Origin of the sequence: Nocardia beijingensis NBRC 16342 (assembly GCF_001612785.1) — a bacterium.
In the GTDB taxonomy this organism is placed as follows: domain Bacteria; phylum Actinomycetota; class Actinomycetes; order Mycobacteriales; family Mycobacteriaceae; genus Nocardia; species Nocardia beijingensis.
In genome coordinates this window covers 1-17,844 of record NZ_BDBC01000087.1, presented here as the reverse complement: position 1 = coordinate 17,844, position 17,844 = coordinate 1, and the positions used below count along the sequence as shown (strand labels likewise).

General features: G+C 67.4%; 18 protein-coding genes. All 18 read right to left on the bottom strand.

What is annotated here, in order from left to right; genetic code table 11:
* Positions 1 to 300: 300 nt before the first annotated feature.
* Entirely contained in the window at positions 301 to 1,560 is a 1,260-nt protein-coding gene (murA, locus tag NB3_RS33550; protein WP_067811483.1) for a UDP-N-acetylglucosamine 1-carboxyvinyltransferase, read from the bottom strand.
* Positions 1,561 to 1,774: 214 nt separating this feature from the next.
* Positions 1,775 to 2,356, bottom strand: a complete 582-nt coding sequence (locus NB3_RS33545) for a cob(I)yrinic acid a,c-diamide adenosyltransferase (protein WP_067811480.1) — start codon at positions 2,354 to 2,356, stop codon at positions 1,775 to 1,777.
* Positions 2,357 to 2,416: 60 nt separating this feature from the next.
* Positions 2,417 to 2,839 carry a DUF2550 domain-containing protein gene (locus NB3_RS33540; protein ID WP_067811477.1) on the bottom strand — a complete coding sequence of 141 codons (423 nt, stop codon included), beginning with the start codon at positions 2,837 to 2,839 and terminating at the stop codon, positions 2,417 to 2,419.
* A gap of 255 nt (positions 2,840 to 3,094) precedes the next feature.
* Positions 3,095 to 3,472 (bottom strand): F0F1 ATP synthase subunit epsilon, encoded by a 378-nt coding sequence (locus NB3_RS33535; RefSeq protein ID WP_067811474.1) that lies wholly within the window; start codon positions 3,470 to 3,472, stop codon positions 3,095 to 3,097.
* Between the two features lie 6 nt (positions 3,473 to 3,478).
* Positions 3,479 to 4,927 carry a F0F1 ATP synthase subunit beta gene (atpD, locus tag NB3_RS33530; RefSeq protein ID WP_067811471.1) on the bottom strand — a complete coding sequence of 483 codons (1,449 nt, stop codon included), beginning with the start codon at positions 4,925 to 4,927 and terminating at the stop codon, positions 3,479 to 3,481.
* A 51-nt stretch (positions 4,928 to 4,978) separates the two neighbouring features.
* A complete protein-coding gene (locus NB3_RS33525) occupies positions 4,979 to 5,950 on the bottom strand; it encodes a F0F1 ATP synthase subunit gamma (protein ID WP_067811469.1) in 972 nt (323 codons plus the stop codon).
* Positions 5,951 to 6,076: 126 nt separating this feature from the next.
* Positions 6,077 to 7,714 (bottom strand): F0F1 ATP synthase subunit alpha, encoded by a 1,638-nt coding sequence (gene atpA, locus NB3_RS33520; protein ID WP_067811466.1) that lies wholly within the window; start codon positions 7,712 to 7,714, stop codon positions 6,077 to 6,079.
* A gap of 54 nt (positions 7,715 to 7,768) precedes the next feature.
* Positions 7,769 to 8,578 carry a F0F1 ATP synthase subunit delta gene (locus tag NB3_RS33515; protein ID WP_067811464.1) on the bottom strand — a complete coding sequence of 270 codons (810 nt, stop codon included), beginning with the start codon at positions 8,576 to 8,578 and terminating at the stop codon, positions 7,769 to 7,771.
* A 19-nt stretch (positions 8,579 to 8,597) separates the two neighbouring features.
* Complete coding sequence (locus tag NB3_RS33510) at positions 8,598 to 9,158, bottom strand: F0F1 ATP synthase subunit B (protein ID WP_067811460.1); 561 nt, start codon at positions 9,156 to 9,158, stop codon at positions 8,598 to 8,600.
* Positions 9,159 to 9,163: 5 nt separating this feature from the next.
* On the bottom strand, positions 9,164 to 9,412 hold the full coding sequence (locus NB3_RS33505; RefSeq protein WP_039796339.1) for an ATP synthase F0 subunit C: 249 nt from the start codon (positions 9,410 to 9,412) through the stop codon (positions 9,164 to 9,166).
* Between the two features lie 78 nt (positions 9,413 to 9,490).
* Positions 9,491 to 10,318: a F0F1 ATP synthase subunit A gene (gene atpB, locus NB3_RS33500; RefSeq protein WP_157112162.1), complete on the bottom strand. Its 828-nt coding sequence runs from the start codon at positions 10,316 to 10,318 to the stop codon at positions 9,491 to 9,493.
* Between the two features lie 291 nt (positions 10,319 to 10,609).
* On the bottom strand, positions 10,610 to 11,065 hold the full coding sequence (locus NB3_RS33495) for a Cg1360 family ATP-synthase-associated protein (protein ID WP_067811457.1): 456 nt from the start codon (positions 11,063 to 11,065) through the stop codon (positions 10,610 to 10,612).
* A gap of 11 nt (positions 11,066 to 11,076) precedes the next feature.
* Positions 11,077 to 12,234 carry a glycosyltransferase family 4 protein gene (locus NB3_RS33490; RefSeq protein WP_067811454.1) on the bottom strand — a complete coding sequence of 386 codons (1,158 nt, stop codon included), beginning with the start codon at positions 12,232 to 12,234 and terminating at the stop codon, positions 11,077 to 11,079.
* Positions 12,231 to 12,899: an L-threonylcarbamoyladenylate synthase gene (locus tag NB3_RS33485; protein WP_067811451.1), complete on the bottom strand. Its 669-nt coding sequence runs from the start codon at positions 12,897 to 12,899 to the stop codon at positions 12,231 to 12,233. Before NB3_RS33485 ends, NB3_RS33490 begins: the two co-directional genes overlap by 4 nt.
* A gap of 436 nt (positions 12,900 to 13,335) precedes the next feature.
* Positions 13,336 to 14,211 (bottom strand): peptide chain release factor N(5)-glutamine methyltransferase, encoded by an 876-nt coding sequence (prmC, locus tag NB3_RS33480; protein WP_067811448.1) that lies wholly within the window; start codon positions 14,209 to 14,211, stop codon positions 13,336 to 13,338.
* Positions 14,208 to 15,278, bottom strand: a complete 1,071-nt coding sequence (prfA, locus tag NB3_RS33475; protein WP_067811446.1) for a peptide chain release factor 1 — start codon at positions 15,276 to 15,278, stop codon at positions 14,208 to 14,210. The genes prmC and prfA overlap by 4 nt, the downstream gene beginning before the upstream one ends.
* 81 nt (positions 15,279 to 15,359) lie before the next feature.
* The gene (gene rpmE / locus NB3_RS33470; RefSeq protein WP_011207583.1) at positions 15,360 to 15,590 is read right to left on the bottom strand and encodes a 50S ribosomal protein L31; all 231 of its coding nucleotides are present in this window, start codon (positions 15,588 to 15,590) and stop codon (positions 15,360 to 15,362) included.
* A gap of 635 nt (positions 15,591 to 16,225) precedes the next feature.
* Positions 16,226 to 17,844 (bottom strand): transcription termination factor Rho (gene rho, locus NB3_RS33465; protein ID WP_067811443.1); only part of this gene is annotated, 1,619 nt, incomplete at its 5' end.

Here is a 17,844-nt window from a genome sequence, read left to right as displayed (position 1 = left end):
GTTCGGTTTGACCCGATTGATCGGTGAAGCAACTTTTCAAGCCTAGCTCAGCCGTGAACCCAGTTGCAAACCGGGGTCTCGTTCGAGCTCGTGTGATCGTCAGGCGCTCCTCGTCCTACCTCGTTTCCCTGGCCTCTCGCTCAGCGTTTCCGCTCAGCTCCTCGGCCCCGGGTCGGTGTCCGTGTCGCTCTGACTTGGAATAAGTTACGTGTCTGCGTGCACCATGTCAAATCACCTGGTCAGCGCGCGTTTTTCAAGAACACTTTGCGTAACTTGCCACCGACCCGGACGCCGCGGCGCTCAATCCGTGACGCCGACCCGCGTTACATCGCCGCCGAGGGCCTGCAGCTGCTCGACGAAGTTGGGATATCCGCGGTCGATGTGGAAGACGTCGTGCACTTCGGTGGTCCCGTCGGCGACCAAGCCCGCGAGGACCAGACCAGCGCCGGCCCTGATGTCCGAGGACCACACCGGCGCGCTCGACAACCGCGGAATCCCGCGCACCACCGCGTGGTGCCCATCGGTGCGCGCGTCGGCGCCGAGCCGGATCATCTCCTCCACGAACCGGAAGCGCGCCTCGAAGATGTTCTCGGTGATCATCGAAGTGCCGTCCGCGATGGACGCGAGGCCGATGGCCATCGGCTGCAAGTCGGTGGGGAAACCGGGGAACGGCAGGGTGGAGAAGTTCACCGCGCGCGGCCGCTCGGCCTGGACCACCCGGAAGCCGTCCTGCTCGAAGGAGATGCGCGCACCCGCTGACCGCAACTTGTCCAGCACCAGCGACAGGTGCTTGGGGTTCACGCCGGTGACGCGGATGTCGCCCAGCGTCATCGCTGCGGCGATGCCCCAGGTCGCGGCGACGATGCGGTCGCCGATCACGCGGTGCGTGGTCGGGTGGAGGCGTTCGACCCCCTGAATGGTGAGCACCGAGGTGCCCGCGCCACTGATCCGCGCGCCCATCTGGACGAGCATGTTGCACAGATCGACGATGTCGGGCTCGCGCGCCGCGTTGTCGATCACCGTCTCCCCCTCGGCGAGCACCGCCGCCATGAGGATGTTCTCGGTCGCGCCGACCGAGGGGAAGTCCAGCCGGATTCGTGCGCCCTGCAACTCGTCGGCCTTGGCCACCACACAGCCGTGTTCGATCTCGCTGGTCGCGCCGAGCAGGCGCAGACCAGCCTGGTGCATGTCCAGCGGGCGGGAACCGATGGCGTCACCGCCGGGCAGCGCGACGACGGCGCGCTTGCAGCGCGCCATCAGCGGACCGAGCACGCACACCGACGCGCGGAACTGGGTCACCGCAGGGAAGTCCGCGTGATACTTCGGTTCGGCGGGCGTGGTGATGCTGACCACCCCGCCGTCGATGGTCACGTCGCAGCCGAGACCACGGAGGACATCGCCCATCAGCGGCACGTCGAGGATGTCCGGACAGTTCGTGATCGTGGTGGTGCCCTCGGCCAGCAACGCAGCGGCCATCAGTTTGAGGACGCTGTTCTTGGCGCCCCCCACCGTGACCTCACCGACGAGTCGATTTCCGCCGGTAACCAAAAACCGTTCCATGCCGCCTCTCCGCGTATTCGGCGCACTGTTGGTGCAAGGATAGTTGGGGCGGCGCACTCCGGTGCCGCCTCTCCACGACTCCCCTCGCCTCCGGACGTTTTCGCTGTCGGAGCGAGTGCCGCGGGATGGGCGTACTGCGATCGACGAGGTGGTCTCGTCACCTTGTCGGCCATACCCAGCGATCGCTCGGGTACGCGCCTGCGGTGCTACGCGATCAGACGCCCGGCCGTTCTCCGCCGGGCTTCCACAGGATATCGCCGCCGGGATTGGCCACCCGGCTCAGGATGAACAGCAGGTCCGAGAGGCGATTGAGGTACTTGGCCGGCAACACGTTGGTGTCCTCCGGATGGGTCTCGATCGCCGCCCAGGCCGAGCGCTCCGCGCGGCGAGCGACCGTTCGCGCGGTGTGCAGCAGCGCCGCCAGCGGCGTTCCGCCGGGCAGGATGAACGAATCGAGCGCGGGCAGCCCGGAATTGAACTCGTCGCACCATGCTTCGAGCCGATCGATGTAGGGCTGGGTTACCCGCAGCGGCGGATACTTCGGCTCCGCGACCACGGGGGTGGACAGGTCGGCCCCGGCGTCGAACAGATCGTTCTGTATCTGCCGCAGCACCGCGAGCATCGTTTCATCCGGGCCGCCGAGGGCGATCGCGACGCCGATGGCGGCGTTCGTCTCGTCGCAGTCTGCGTAGGCGACCAAGCGTGGGTCGGTTTTCGCGACCCGGGAGAAGTCGCTCAATCCCGTGGTCCCGTCATCGCCGGTCCGGGTGTAGATCCGGGTCAAGTGCACGCTCACAGCACAACCCTAACGGGAGCGGCGGGCGCGGGCCGCCGATAGCCGTCGGACCCAGGATGACTACAGGCCCGGCATCCGCCGGGTGCGATCGGAGGGGCGGGACTCCACCCAGGAGAGAAAGGCGGTCAGGGAGTCGCGATCAAGGGCCAGCTCGAAGTCGCCCGCGCGGTCGGACACCGCGATCACGGCGATGTCGTCGGTCATGATGTCGTACTCGTCACCGCGCGGGCCGCGGCGATCGCCGATCTCGATGCCCTGCCGCTGAATGGTGGAGTCCGGGCCCAGTTTCAGGCTGGTGAGTTTGAAGAAGACGAGACGGTCCTCGTCGTAGCGGATCAGTCCGTGCCGCCACCCCTGACCGCCGCGAGCGGGGAGGACACGCAGGATCGCGGCGGTTCCGCCGCGCCGCAGCATGATCAGGCGGTAAGTCGAAGCGAGGGCCAAGAACACGAGCGTCAGCACCAGAATGATCAGGAGAACCATCCCGGTTTGCAATGCGTTCGTCCCTTCGCTCCGCCGCCGTGTGGTCCACACGGTATTCCACTGGCGATGTGCACAAGCTATTCGTGTTACGCAGGCTTTCGCCTCCGAGCCCCGACGCGCACACCGCGTGCGGTCATTCAATCACGGCCGCGAGTTTACAAATGCCCCGGCCGTGTCCGACTCGCCTGAAAGACGCTGTCGGCGGTGAAGAAGGCTTCACCGCCGACAGCGATCGTTCTCGATAACAGGTTGTAGTTACGCGTTCGTGGTCTGCTCGACCGCGCGCACCCGAGCCTGAGCGACCCGCTGCTGCTCCTCGCTGGCAGCGGAGTCGGCCAGCACCCTGCGGGCCTCCTCGACGTCCACCTCGTCGGCGAATTCCGCCGACTCGGCGAGCACCCGAACCGAGTTCGCGGTCACCGAGAAGAAGCCGCCGTGCACCGCGGCGACGACCCGCTGACCATCGGTGTCCACGATCGTCACGGTGCCGCCCTCGACCAGCTGGCCGAGCAAGGGTTCATGGCCCGCCATGATGCCGATCTGGCCCTCGGTGGTCTGCGCGCTGACGAACGTCGCCTGGCCGGACCAGAGCAGACGTTCGACCGCGACGAGATCGACTGACATTTCCGCCATCGGTGACTACTTTCCGAGGATCTTCTTCGCGGCCGCCTCGACGTCGTCGAGACCACCGCAGCTGTTGAAGGCCTGCTCCGGGTAGTTGTCGAACTCACCCTTGCAGACGCGGTCGAAGTCGTCGATGGTCTGCTCGAGCGGCACGACCGAACCCGGCTGACCGGTGAACTTCTCGGCCACGATGAAGTTCTGGCCAAGGAACTTCTCCAGGCGACGGGCGCGGCCGACGAGCACCTTGTCCTCTTCGGACAGCTCGTCCATACCGAGGATGGCGATGATGTCCTGCAGTTCCTTGTACTTCTGCAGGATCCGCTTCACCTCGTTGGCCACCCGGAAGTGCCGGTCGCCGACGATCGAGGCCTCCAGGATGCGGGAGGTCGAGGTCAGCGGGTCGACGGCCGGGTAGATGCCCTTCTGCGAGATCGGGCGGGAGAGCTCGGTCGTCGCGTCGAGGTGGGCGAAGGTGGTCGCCGGAGCCGGGTCGGTGTAGTCGTCGGCGGGCACGTAGATCGCCTGCAGCGACGTGATGGACCGACCACGGGTCGAGGTGATGCGCTCCTGCAGCTCACCCATCTCGTCGGCCAGCGTGGGCTGGTAACCGACGGCGGAGGGCATGCGGCCGAGCAGGGTCGACACCTCGGAACCCGCCTGGGTGAACCGGAAGATGTTGTCGATGAACAGCAGCACGTCCTGGTGCTGCACGTCGCGGAAGTACTCGGCCATGGTCAGGGCCGAGAGGGCGACGCGCATACGGGTGCCCGGCGGCTCGTCCATCTGGCCGAAGACGAGGGCGGTGTCCTGGAGGACGCCCATCTCCTCCATCTCCAGGCGAAGGTCGGTGCCCTCACGGGTGCGCTCGCCGACGCCGGCGAACACCGAGGTGCCGGAGAACTCCCGGGCGATACGGGTGATCATCTCCTGGATCAGAACGGTCTTGCCGACACCGGCGCCACCGAACAGACCGATCTTGCCACCCTTCACGTACGGGGTGAGCAGGTCGATGACCTTGATGCCCGTCTCCAGGATCTCAGTCTTGCCCTCGAGCTGGTCGAACGACGGCGGCTTGCGGTGGATGCCCCACTGCTCGCCATCGCGGCCGAGGCCGGGGGTGTCCAGGCAGTCGCCGAGCGCGTTGAAGACGTGGCCCTTGACCACGTCACCGACCGGCACCGAGATCGGCTTGCCGGTGTCGGTGACGGTGGCGCCGCGGACCAGGCCGTCGGTCGGCTGCATCGAGATGGTGCGCACGATGTTGTCGCCGAGGTGCTGGGCGACCTCGAGGGTCAGCGTCTTGGCCACCGAGGTCAGGGTGATCTCGGCGTGCAGAGCGTTGAACAGCTCGGGGATGGCTCCGCGCGGGAACTCGACGTCCACGACGGGGCCGATGACCCGGACGACGCGACCTGCGGCGCCGCCGGTCCGGCTCGTGTTGTCTTGAGTGACAGCTGCGGTCATTGGTGTTGGTTCTCTCCGTGTCGATGTGCGGCTCTCGGGAGCCGCAGGCGCTTAGTCGCGGTCCGAGCTCGACGCCAGCGCGTTCACGCCGCCGACGATTTCGCTGATTTCCTGCGTGATCTGGGCCTGACGCACCGAGTTCGCCTCGCGCTGGAGCACGCTCGCGAGCTCGTTGGCGTTGTCGGTGGCGGCCTTCATTGCGGTGCGCCGAGCCGCTGACTCGGATGCCGCTGCCTCGAGCAACGACGCGTAGATGCGCGTGTTGACGTACTTCGGCAGCAGCGCCGCCAGCAGCACATCGGCGTCGGGCTCGAATTCGTACTGCGCGTGGACGTCCGCGGTCGGGGAATCCGACACGATGTCCTCACCCAGGTCGAAGTTCTCGTCGACGTAGCTCACCTGGATCGGCGCCAAGCGGCGCACCTCAGGGGTCTGCGTCAGCATCGACACGAAGCGGGTGTACACGACGTGCAGCTCATCGACACCGGCGATGTCACCCGTGCCGTTCGGAGCGGGCACGGCCCCGTCGGAGCCCGCCATGAAGGCGTCGACCAGGTGATGGCAGGCCGAGGAAGCATCGGTGTACTTCGGCTGCTGCGAGAACCCGGTCCACGCCGACACGTACGGGCGGTTGCGGAAGGCGTAGTACGTCAGGCCCTTGTTGCCCATGACGTACAGCACCGGCTCCTTGCCCTCGTCGCGCAGGGTGGTCATCAGCTCTTCGGCACGCTTGAGCACGTTCGAGTTGTAGCCACCACACATGCCGCTGTCACTGGTGATCACCAGCACGGCCGCCCGGCGCGGGTTGGGGCGCTCGGTCAGCAGCGGATGCGACAGGTTCTTCGACGCGCTCGCCAGCTCACTGAGGACCTTGGTGATCTCCTCCGCGTACGGCTTCGCGGCCGCGACCCTCGCCTGGGCCTTGGAGATGCGCGAGGTCGCGATCAGCTCCTGGGCCTTGGTGATCTTCTTGATCGAATTCACACCACGAATGCGGGAGCGCAATTCACGCAAACTTGCCATCAGCGGTTCACACTCCCTTCATTCGCTGCGTGGGATGGGCGGCGTCCGCCGGGCACGAGGTGGTTACTTCCACTCCCGTGCCCGTCGCGTACGCCGCGGATCGAATAGCGCATTTGCCGGCTCGCGTTACTTCTCGACGTGCTTGCGGGTCACCGACAGCGACTCGACCTCTTCGTGGTCGAGCTGGCCCGCCTCCGCCTCGTTCACCACGGGAGTGCCGTCGGAGGTGAGGAAGGTCCCGAGGAACTTCTTGGTCGCCGCCTCGACCTGCTCGGCCGCCTCGCCGTCGAGCACCTTGCCGCCCTCGATCGCCTTGAACGCGTCGGCGGCGCTGCGGTGCAGATCCTCGAGCAGTTCGGCGTTGAAGCGGCGGATGTCGGCGACCGGGATCGAGTCGAAGTGGCCGCGGTCGACCAGGTAGATCGAAATGATCTGGTCCTCGACCGGCACCGGCGAGTACTGGTCCTGCTTGAGCAGCTCGACCCAGCGGGCGCCGCGCTCGAGCTGGGCCAGCGAGGCCGCGTCCAGGTCGGAGGCGAAGGCGGAGAACGCCTCCAGCTCGCGGTACTGCGCCAGCTCGAGGCGCAGCGAACCGGCGACCTTCTTCATGCCCTTGGTCTGGGCGGCGCCACCGACGCGGGAGACCGAGGTACCGACGTTGATCGCGGGGCGGACGCCCTTGTTGAACAGGTCGGACTCGAGGAACACCTGGCCGTCGGTGATGGAGATGACGTTGGTCGGGATGAACGCCGAGATGTCGTTGGCCTTGGTCTCGATGATCGGCAGACCGGTCATCGAGCCGCCGCCCAGCTCGTCGGACAGCTTCGCGCAGCGCTCCAGCAGCCGGGAGTGCAGGTAGAAGACGTCACCGGGGTACGCCTCGCGGCCCGGCGGACGACGCAGCAGCAGCGAGATGGCGCGGTAGGCCTCGGCCTGCTTGGTCAGGTCGTCGAACACGATGAGCACGTGCTTGCCCTGGTACATCCAGTGCTGGCCGATGGCCGAACCGGTGTAGGGGGCCAGCCACTTGAAGCCGGCGGAGTCGGAGGCCGGGGCGGCGACGATGGTGGTGTACTCCAGCGCGCCGTGCTGCTCCAGCGCGGCCTTCACGCCCGCGATGGTGGAGCCCTTCTGGCCGATGGCGACGTAGATGCAGCGGACCTGCTTGGTCGGGTCGCCGGTCTCCCAGTTGGCCTTCTGGTTCAGGATCGCGTCGATGCAGACCGCGGTCTTGCCGGTCTTGCGGTCGCCGATGATCAGCTGACGCTGGCCGCGGCCGATGGCGGTCAGCGCGTCGATCGCGGTGATGCCGGTGGCCAGCGGCTCCTCGACCGGCTGGCGCTCCAGCACGGTCGCGGCCTGCAGCTCGAGCACGCGCTGTTCCTCGGACTCGATCTCGCCGAGGCCGTCGATCGGCTGGCCCAGCGGGTTCACCACGCGGCCGAGGAACTTGTCGCCGACCGGAACCGAGAGCACGTCACCGGTCCTGCGGACCTCCTGGCCCTCCTCGATCTCGGCGAACTCGCCGAGGATGACCGCGCCGATCTCACGGTCCTCGAGGTTCAGCGCGACGCCGAGCACGCCGCCCGGGAACTCGAGCAGCTCGTTGGCCATCGCCGAAGGCAGGCCGCTGACGTGCGCGATGCCGTCACTGGTGTCGGTGACCACACCGACTTCTTCGATGGAGGTCTCGGGGGTGTAGCTCTTGGTGTAGCTCTCGATCGCGCTACGGATCTCGTCGGAGGAGATCGTCAGCTCCGCCATGTTCTTCCTGCTCTCGCTGTCTGGGTCTGGAATGTCGGGGGTGGTGGAAGCGCGCTAGGTCAGGGCCCTGCGCATCTTCTCCAGTCGGCCGATGGCGCTGCCGTCGATCACGTCGTCACCGACGCGCACCACGACTCCGCTCAGCAAACTCGGGTCGACCTGGATGTGCACCGTGGTCGCCTTGCCGTAGATGCGCCGCAGCGAGGCGGCAAGCCGGTCGCGCTGCTGCTCGGTGAGCCCGATCGCGGCGCGCACATGCGCGACGATCTGATCGCGGCGCGCCGCCGCGAGGTCGGACAGCTCGTCGAAGGCGGCGCTGATGCCCGACCGCTGCCTGGTCACCACCTGCTCCGCCAGGGTCAGGGTGATGGGCTCCGTCTTGCCCGCGAGCAGCCGTTGGATCAGCTCGCTCTTGGCCGAAGCCTGCTGCGACCGATCCGAGAGCGCCTGCTCCAACTCGGGGTTGTCGCTGATGATCCGGCCGAGCCGGAACAGCTCGTCCTCGACCGCTTCGATCCGGCCGCGCTGGGCCGCCGACTCCAGCAACGCCTCCTGGCCGAGCAACACCAAGGTGTCCACCAGATCGGAGGTGCGCGACCAGTTCTCGGCCACCGCGGTGGTCAGCACTGCCAGCGTGGCAGCGCTGACCTTGCCGCCGAAGACCCGCTCGCTGAGTTCCGCGCGCGCGGAACCCGGCACCGACACGTCCGCGAGCGCCACACGCAGCGAACGCTGGTCGTCCAGCACGGCGACAACGGCGAACAGTTCCGAGCCCGTCGTGGCCGCAGCACTGTCGCTTCCGGTCAGAGCGGCCCGAAGCGCCTCCCGAGACCGGGCACTGGCCTCGCGGCTCGCTGCGTACATGCTTCTCACTTTCGCGTCGTTACCTTCCGACCCCGATGCCTGCGTCGGTCTGGTCGAGCTCGTCGAGGAACCGGTCGATCGAGGCAGCCTGCTTGGCCTCGTCCGAAACCGACTGCCCGATGATCTTCTCGGCCAGGTCGACGGCCGTGCGGCCGACCTCGTGGCGCAGCTCCGTCAGGATCTGCTGGCGCTGTGCTTCCAGCTGGGTGTGGCCAGCCGCGATGATGCGGTCGGCCTCGGCCTGGGCCTCCGAGCGCATCTGCGCCAGGATCTCCTGGCCCTGGGTGCGCGCGTCCTCCCGGATGCGCGCGGCCTCGAGCCGGGCGTCGGCCAGTTGCTGCTGGTACTGCTGCAGGGTGAGCTGAGCTTCTTCCTGCGCGGCTTCCGCGCGAGCGATGCCGCCTTCGATCTTCTCGGAACGCTCGTCGAGCGTCTTCATCAAGCGCGGGACCACGTACTTGTAGAACAGGGCCGCGATGATGACGACGCAGACGATCGACCAGACGATGTCGTACGTTTCGGGGACGAGAGGATTCACATCCTCTCCCTCCGCCGCCGCGAGCAAAACTGACTCGTACATCGGAATCAGAAAATGAAGCCGGCGACGAGACCGATGAGGGCGAGGGCCTCGGTGAACGCGATACCGAGGAACATGTTGGTGCGGATCGTGCCCTGCAGCTCGGGCTGACGCGCGATGCCCTCGATCGCCTTACCGACGACGATGCCGACGCCGATGCCGGGGCCGATCGCGGCGAGACCGTAGCCGACGGCGCCCAGGCCCTTGAAGGTGCTCTCGTTGGTGGCGGCTTCCTGGGCCAGGTAAGCGAGGCTCATGAGTCTTCCATTCCCTTTCTGTTGCTCACCCGCCGGTCGGCGTGGTGTAGCAGGTTTCCGGTAGTTGTGTCGGTCGGGTCAGTGATCGGCCGCGTGCTGCGCGAGTCCGATGTATACGGCGGTCAGCAGCGCAAACACGTAGGCCTGCAGGAAGATGACCAACAGCTCGAAGAGCGTGAATCCGAGTCCCGCGAGCAGCGAGAACGGCGAGAACACCTTCATCCACGAGGTGGCGTCGAACAGGAAGAACCAGGTCGCGCTGAAGAACAGCACCAGCATGATGTGGCCGGCCAGCATGTTCGCCATGAGTCGGACGGTCAGCGTGAACGGGCGCAGGATGAAGGTCGAGACGAACTCGATCGGAATCAGCAGCACGTGCAGCGCGGGGGGAACGTTCGGAACGACGATGCTGCTGCGCATGTAGTTGAAGAAGCCGTACTTCCTGATACCGACGTAGTTGAACGCCAGGTACGCGATGACGGCCAGCACCAGCGGCATGCCGATTCGGGCGTTCGACGAGATGTTCAACCCCGGAACGACACCCGAGAAGTTCAGAAAGAGGACCGTGAAGAAGATCGTCGCGATCAGCGGGAAGAACTTCCGTCCCGTTTCCTTGCCGAGGACCTCGCCACAGATCTGCTCCTTGACGAAGACCAGGCCGATTTCGGCGACATTCTGCAAGCCGCGCGGAACGATCCGGGGCGAGCGGAATGCCAGCACCATCACGACGCAGAGAACGGCCGTCATCAGAATGCGGATCAGCATCAATCGATCGAGTTCGAACGGCGTTCCCTCGAACAGCACAGCTGGAGGGAAGAAGTCGGTAAGCGACGGCGCGTGGAACTCGGCCGCCAGAGTGGTGACGCTCAGCGTTCTCTCCCGTGTTCGGGCCGCGGGTACGGTCATTCCCGCGGTTCGATCGGACATTGACGATCAATTTGGGTCGACTCAGGTCGGCTCGAAGTTCGTCAGCAGCTGTGCGGTGGTTCGAAATCCACCAGGCGTCTGTACGTGTGTCGGCGACATTCGTCGACATGCAGAACCGGAACACCCCTCGGAGCCCGGCACGGCAGTAAGCATAGCGACCCATGCAGGGGATCTCGGCGGTGACCCCTCACTGATCCCCGACTTGGTCGCTTGCTTACCAACACTTTACCAAGTCATCTACGACAGCGTGTAGGGGGTGGGGGTTTTTCGTTACTCGCGGGTACCGGAGGCGGGTTCGGAGTCGGTGGTCGTCACGTACGGAACCTTCTGCCGGACAACGCCGTAGGTTTCCGCGCCGAGCACGATGACCAGGGCGCCGACCACGGTGAGGAACAGGACGACGCGGTCGTAGAAGTCGAACCGCTGGAGGATCGCGACGACGATCAGCGCCACCAGGAGCTTGAGCGCCCAGCTGACCAGCATGACCAGACCGGCGGTGCTCGGCGGCAGTTTCGCGCCGAAGAGCACGACCGCGGCGGTGGTCAGGATGAAACCGCCGCCGATCGCGGCGCCCAAGACCGCACCCCACACACCGGCGACGCCCGAGACGGCGGCGCCGAGCGCCACGGCCAGCACCACCAGCACGCCCAAGCCGATCAGTCCGTAGCGCAGCGCGGCGCGCAGCGGCGCGTCGGGGCCGGGGACAGGTTCGGGTGTGAAGCTCACAGTCGCCGACTTTACCCGGACGCCGATCCGTCGCCCGCCGGGTCCCCACGCCGCAGCCCCGGAACGGCGGTGATCACCAACGCGAAAACCAGCCCGCCCGCCATCAGCAATACGACCAGCGTGCGATCCATCAGCGAGGTGCCGACCGCGCCGAAGGCGAGCACGCCGACCCACAAATAGATCAACAACACCACGCGGCGATGGGAATGACCGATCTGCAGCAAGCGATGATGCAAGTGCATTTTGTCCGGCGTCGAGAAACTCACCCCAGCGCGCACTCGGCGCACAATGGCGAGCAACAGGTCCAGCACCGGAATGAACATCACCGCGCCGACCAGCAACAGCGGAGAAAGCAGACCCACGATGTCGCGCGGACCGTATCCCTGCAGCGGGATTCGCCCCGAGGCGCCGGTCGAGACCGCGGCCAGCATCAATCCGATCAACATCGAGCCGGAGTCGCCCATGAAAATGCGGGCGGGCTGGAAATTGTGCGGCAGGAATCCCAGGCAGCCACCCGCGAGCGCGGCGGCGAGCAGCGCGGGCGGATAGGTGTCCACCGAGCCGCCCTGCTCGTTCATCAGCCCGAGGCAGAACACGAAGACCGCCAGCGCGGCGATCAGTCCCAAGCCCGCCGCGAGGCCGTCCAGACCGTCGACGAAGTTCATGGCGTTGACCAGGGTGACGGTGACCGCGACCGTGACCAAGCCGCCCTGCAGTCCGTCCAGCACCACCGTGGTGTTGCTGAACGGGTTGTAGATGACGTACCAGCCCAGGCCCATGACGGCCATCACACCCGCCGCCGTCACCTGTCCCGCGAACTTCGTCAGCGCGTCGAGGCCCCAGCGGTCGTCGACGATGCCGACCAGCACGATGATCGTGGCCGCCACCAGCACGGCGATCGGAATGTTGGGTTTGTAGTCGAAGCCGCTGCGCAGCGCGGGCAGCTGGTGGGCGAACAGCACCGCGGCGACCACGCCGATGTACATGCCGACGCCGCCCATCCGCGGAATCGGTTTGAGGTGCACGTCGCGGTCACGCGGCACGGCCACCGCGCCGAAGCCGATCGCGAGCACCCGCACCCCGCCGGTGGCCAGGAAGGTCACCACCGCGGAGATGAGCAGCACGACGAGCAGCTCCCGCAGCGGGACGACGGCGCTCGAACCCATCATCCGCGCTGGGCGGCGCCGCTGAGCGCTTCCGGCGACATGCCGAGCACCTCGGCGATGTCGGCGACGGGCACCGCGCCGACGCGCAGGATCCGCGGCTGGTCGGCGGTCAGGTCCACGATGGTCGAGGCGACCGCGTGCTCGGCAGGGCCGCCGTCGAGATAGACGCCGACCAGATCGCCGAGCTGCTCGCGGGCCTCGGCGGCGGTCTTCGCGGGCGGCTGCCCCGACACGTTGGCGCTGGACACCGCCAGCGGACCGACCTCACGCAACAGTTCGAGCGCGACCGGGTGCAGCGGCATCCGCAGCATCACCGTCCCGCGGGTGTCGCCGAGATCCCAGGCCAGCGAAGGCGCTTGCTGCACAACGAGACTCAGGCCGCCGGGCCAGAACGCCCGGATCAGCTCACGCGCCTGCGGACGCACCGAGAACACCAGGCCGTCGATGGTGTGCCAGGAACCGACGAGCACCGGCACCGGCATGTCCCTGCCGCGGCGCTTGGCCGCGAGCAGCGAACTCACCGCCGCCGAATCGAACGCGTCGGCGCCGAGCCCGTACAGGGTGTCGGTGGGCAGCACGACCAGCCGTCCGGATTTCAGGGCGCTGGTGGCTGCGGACAGTCCGGCGGCGCGCGAGTCGGGATCCGCGCAGTCGTAGACGGTACTCACGGCAACCATCCTGGCATGCTGGGCCGCCTCTCCGAGAACTCAGGCCGTACTAGTGGGGTGAAACGAGAGTTGCGTTCAGGTCTTGCGCCGGGTGCCGAGCGAGTTCTGGGCGTGCCCGGCGAGTTACCCATGTGCGTACGAAATCTGTTGTCACGTGGGATGCGGCGGCTGCCGCCGCGCATCGGGAGCATCCTCGATGCGGCCTTTGGGGCTCGGTGCAATACGCGGCGCGCTCGCGATCGTCTCGAGCGCGGGCCTTGCCGTTGGCCGACTGTACAGTGCCGCGCACGCCATAGTCGCCGAGTGCAAACCCCTCCGTTCGGCAGCGCACAGTGCCGTGCGGCAGCCGCGCCGATGCGACGTGGTCGGCATCACAGGAGCCGGGAAAGACCACACGAATTCGGTGCCCCACGCGAAGAACCGCGGGAAGACTCCCTCACGTGTGCATAGCGGCGACGAAGCGGGGCTTGCCTGCCAGGTCGGGGTGTTCGACGACGTCGGTGAAGGCGCCGGTGGCGGTGAGGAGGGCAGCTACGCCGGAACCGTTGGTGTCGTCGTGTTCGATGGCGGTGGCTCCGCCGGAGCGCAGCAGCCGGGTGATGTTCGGAATCATGCCGCGGATGACCGATAGACCGTCGGAGCCGCCGAACAAGGCGATGGACGGATCGTGGTCGGCCACTTCGGGGTCGAGGGGAGCGCCTTCGGGGATATAGGGCGGGTTGGACACCACGATGTCCACGCGGCCGTTCAGGTCGGTGAGCAGGGCGGGATCGGTGGCGTCGTCGGCGTAGAGGGTGATCGGGGTATCGCCCGCCGCGATCCGGTCGTCGGCGTTGCGCCGGGCCCAGACCTGCGCGGCGGGATCGAGTTCCACGGCGTGCACTTCGGCATCGGGGCGCGCGTGCGCGAGGGCCAGCGCTAGCGCGCCCGATCCGGTGCACAGGTCGACGACGATCGGCGCGTGATCGTGCGGCAGGGCCTCCAACTGCGCCAGCGCCCAGGCGTACAGCAACTCGGTCTCCGGGCGCGGCACGAAGACGCCGGGGCCGACCGCGAGATCGAGCGCACCCATCACAGCCGTTCCGGTCAAGTGCTGCAACGGGATTCGCTCGGCCCGGCGGGCGACCAGCTCGCGGTAGGCGGCCAGCTCGGCGGGCGAGACGAGGGGGGTCAGCATCAGCCTGGTCCGCTGCACGCCGAGGACGTGCGCGGCCAGATGCTCGGCGTCGGCCTGCGGGCTGTGCACCCCGGCGGCCCGTAACGTCTCGACGGCCTCGTTGATGGCGGGGCGCAGCGCTACTCGGGTGGTCATTCCGCGGCCATACGCGCTTCGCGGTCCGCCTTCCCCAGCGCGTCCAGCAGCGCGTCGAGGTCCCCGTCCAGCACGGCGTCGAGGTTGTGCGCCTTGAAGCCGATCCGATGGTCGGTGATCCGGTTCTCCGGGAAGTTGTAGGTGCGGATGCGCTCGGAGCGGTCCACCGTGCGGATCTGGCTGGCGCGGCCCGCCGCCGCCTCCTGATCGGCCTGCTCTTCCGCCAGCGCCTGCAGCCGCGCCGCGAGCACCTGCATCGCGCGCGCTTTGTTCTGCAGCTGGGAACGCTCGTTCTGGCAGGTGACCACGATGCCGGAGGGCAGATGGGTGATGCGCACCGCGGAGTCGGTGGTGTTGACGCCCTGGCCGCCCTTGCCAGAGGAGCGGTACACGTCGATGCGCAGATCGGTCTCGTCGATCTGCACCTCTTCGATCTCGTCGGGCTCCGGGTAGATCAGCACGCCCGCCGCCGAGGTGTGGATGCGGCCCTGCGATTCCGTCACCGGGACGCGCTGCACCCGGTGCACACCGCCCTCGAACTTGAATCGCGACCACACACCGTCGCGCGCCGCGTCGCGGCTCTTGATCGACAGCGTCGCCTCTTTGTATCCGCCCAGGTCGGACAGGGCGACGTCGAGGATCTCCGCCTTCCAGCCGTGGCGCTCGGCATACCGCACGTACATGCGGGCCAAGTCGGCGGCGAACAAGGCGGACTCCTCGCCGCCCTCGCCGGATTTCACCTCGAGCACGACGTCGTCGCCGTCGTGCGGGTCGCGTGGCGCCAGCAGGTCGGCGAGGGCCTGTTCCAGTTCCTCGACCTGCCGTTCCAGATCCGGGACCTCCGCGGCGAACGCGGCGTCGTCGGCGGCGAGTTCCTTCGCGGCCGACAGATCGTCGCGCGCGGTCTCGAGTTTGCGGTAGGTCGCCATGACCGGGGCCAGCTCGGCGAACCGCTTGCCGACCCGGCGCGCGGCGCCCGCATCGTTGTGCAGCGACGGATCGGCCAGCTGCGTCTCCAAGCCGGCGTACTCGGCCAGAATGTCGTCGATGGCGGACGGTTGCGTCACGGTGCTTCCTTCTCCTGGTAGCTGTCCATACAAAACACCGACGCCCGGCCTGCGCAGCAGGACCGGGCGTCGGCGAGGAAGCTACTTGGCGTCGGCCTTCTTGCCTGCACGCTTGCCGTAGCGGGCCTCGAAGCGGGCCACGCGACCACCGGTGTCGAGGATCTTCTGCTTGCCGGTGTAGAACGGGTGGCACTGCGAGCAGACCTCGACGGTGATGTGTCCCGACTCCTTGGTGCTGCGAGTCTGGAAGGTGTTGCCGCAACCACAGACGACCGTGGTGTCGACATACGCCGGGTGAATTCCTGCCTTCATGGATGTCCTCTCGTTGTGGTCGCCGGGTCGCCCGCGCGCGGGCGCGCGAAGCGTGAACCGGAACCGACTAGGCGGGAGCTCTGCTCACCTGAGCAGACGCAACGACCGTTCAGTATGCCAGAACTGCCGTTACGCTCCCAAAACGCCCCCGGCGAGCGGTTTGTTCCCGGCCTAGGTACTCCCCTATCGTTCGCGCCCCCGGAAGTCCTGGCACGCGAATCCGCTCCGTCTCCTGGACCCTGAAGTCGGGTAGTCCGCTACTCACAAATGTGAACGAATTCGTTCATAGAGTTGCAGACCTGGTGCACTTCCGCGTGCCGAGACAGGAAGGAGACCCCGTGAACATCCGAATCGCGGCCGCGATTTTCGTTCTACTCACACTGTCGGTCGCCATCGGTGTATCCGCGCTCCCCGACCTGCCGAACTATCCCGCGCCGAAGAACGCCGTGTACGTCCAGACCCCGGAATCCGCCGCTCCCGATCCTGATGGCGGGCCCTGCGGGCTGATCCTCGCGGTCCTGATCGGTGGCGCGGCCACGGTTGGCCTCGTCTTCTTCGCTCCACAAACGCCGAAAGGGTCCCGCATCAGCGGGACCCTTTCGGCCGTTGTCACCGCGACAACCTGGCGCGACTGCTCACTCGTCGAGCGCGCCCGGCGCGGTCTTGCTCACCTGCATCAAGAACTCGAGGTTGTTCTTGGACTTCTTCAGACGGTCGATCAGCAGATCGATCGCCTGGTGCGAGTCGAGGCCGGACAGCACGCGACGCAGCTTGTGCAGTACCGCCGCCTCGTCGGGGCTGAGCAGTAGCTCGTCCTTACGCGTACCGGACGGGTTGACGTCCACCGCGGGGAACACCCGGCGCTCGGCGATCTTGCGGTCCAGCTTGAGCTCGGCGTTGCCGGTGCCCTTGAACTCCTCGAAGATCACCGTGTCACCGGTCGAACCGGTCTCGACCATGGCGGTGGCGATGATCGTCAGCGAGCCGCCGTTCTCGATGTTGCGTGCCGCGCCGAGGAACCGCTTGGGCGGGTACAGCGCGGTGGAATCCACACCACCGGAGAGGATTCGGCCCGACGCGGGCGAGGAGTTGTTGTACGCGCGCCCGAGGCGGGTGATCGAGTCGAGCAGCACGACGACGTCCTTGCCCATCTCCACCAGGCGCTTGGCGCGCTCGATGGCGAGTTCGGCGACCGAGGTGTGGTCCGACGGCGGACGGTCGAAGGTCGAGGCGATGACCTCGCCCTTCACCGAGCGCTGCATGTCGGTGACCTCTTCCGGACGCTCGTCGACCAGCACCACCATCAGGTAGCACTCGGGGTTGTTGGTCGCGATCGCGTTGGCGATGTCCTGCAGGATCGTGGTCTTACCCGCCTTCGGCGGCGACACGATCAGGGCGCGCTGGCCCTTGCCGATCGGCATGATCAGGTCGATCACGCGGGTGGTCAGCTTGTTCGGCTGGGTTTCCAGCCGCAGGCGCTGGTTCGGGTACAGCGGAGTGAGCTTGCCGAACTCGGGACGGCGCTTGGCCGCCTCGACGTCGCCGCCGTTGACCGTGTCCAGCCGCACCAGCGGATCGAACTTCTGACGCTGGTTGGACTGCTCACCGTCACGCGGAGCGCGCACGGCGCCGGTGATCGCGTCACCGCGGCGCAGGCCGTTCTTGCGGACCAGGTTCATCGACACGTAGACGTCGTTCGGCCCGGCCAGGTAACCCGAGGTGCGGACGAAGGCGTAGTTGTCCAGCACGTCGAGGATGCCCGCGACCGGCTGGAGGACGTCGTCCTCGCGGATCTCCAGCTCGCGGGACTCGCCGCCACCGCCACCGCCGTCACGGTCGCGCCCACGACGACGCTCACGGAAGCGACGTCCGCGACGGCCGCGACCGCCTTCTTCGTCGTCGCCGCCGCGGCCGCCCGCGCTGCCGTTCTGGCTCTGCTGGCCGCGCTCGCCCTGGCCGCGCTCGCCCTGGCCTCGCTCGCCCTGGCCACGCTCGCCCTGGCCACGCTCGCCCTGGCCACGCTCGCCCTGCCCGCGATCGCTCTGCCGGTCACCCTGGCCACGGTCGCGGCGGCGCTCGCCGCCCTGCTCGGCGTCCTGCTTCTGTTCCTCGGTACGCGTCTCGGCGGGTGCCGTCTCCGTGGAGGATCGCGCCTGGTCACGGCCGCGCCGCTGCCGACCGCGGCCACGCTGGCCGCTGTCCCGGCCGGACTCTTCGGTGGTCTCGGTCGCCGTGGACGGCGCCGCGTCGGCGG

Coding starts and splice junctions, on each gene's coding strand:
- murA (WP_067811483.1), bottom strand. CDS start 1,560: ATGGAACGGTTTTTGGTTACCGGCGGAAATCGACTCGTCGGTGAGGTC.
- NB3_RS33540 (WP_067811477.1), bottom strand. CDS start 2,839: ATGGTTCTCCTGATCATTCTGGTGCTGACGCTCGTGTTCTTGGCCCTC.
- NB3_RS33535 (WP_067811474.1), bottom strand. CDS start 3,472: ATGGCGGAAATGTCAGTCGATCTCGTCGCGGTCGAACGTCTGCTCTGG.
- atpD (WP_067811471.1), bottom strand. CDS start 4,927: ATGACCGCAGCTGTCACTCAAGACAACACGAGCCGGACCGGCGGCGCC.
- NB3_RS33525 (WP_067811469.1), bottom strand. CDS start 5,950: ATGGCAAGTTTGCGTGAATTGCGCTCCCGCATTCGTGGTGTGAATTCG.
- atpA (WP_067811466.1), bottom strand. CDS start 7,714: ATGGCGGAGCTGACGATCTCCTCCGACGAGATCCGTAGCGCGATCGAG.
- NB3_RS33515 (WP_067811464.1), bottom strand. CDS start 8,578: ATGTACGCAGCGAGCCGCGAGGCCAGTGCCCGGTCTCGGGAGGCGCTT.
- NB3_RS33510 (WP_067811460.1), bottom strand. CDS start 9,158: ATGTACGAGTCAGTTTTGCTCGCGGCGGCGGAGGGAGAGGATGTGAAT.
- NB3_RS33505 (WP_039796339.1), bottom strand. CDS start 9,412: ATGAGCCTCGCTTACCTGGCCCAGGAAGCCGCCACCAACGAGAGCACC.
- atpB (WP_157112162.1), bottom strand. CDS start 10,318: ATGACCGTACCCGCGGCCCGAACACGGGAGAGAACGCTGAGCGTCACC.
- NB3_RS33490 (WP_067811454.1), bottom strand. CDS start 12,234: ATGATGGGTTCGAGCGCCGTCGTCCCGCTGCGGGAGCTGCTCGTCGTG.
- prmC (WP_067811448.1), bottom strand. CDS start 14,211: ATGACCACCCGAGTAGCGCTGCGCCCCGCCATCAACGAGGCCGTCGAG.
- rpmE (WP_011207583.1), bottom strand. CDS start 15,590: ATGAAGGCAGGAATTCACCCGGCGTATGTCGACACCACGGTCGTCTGT.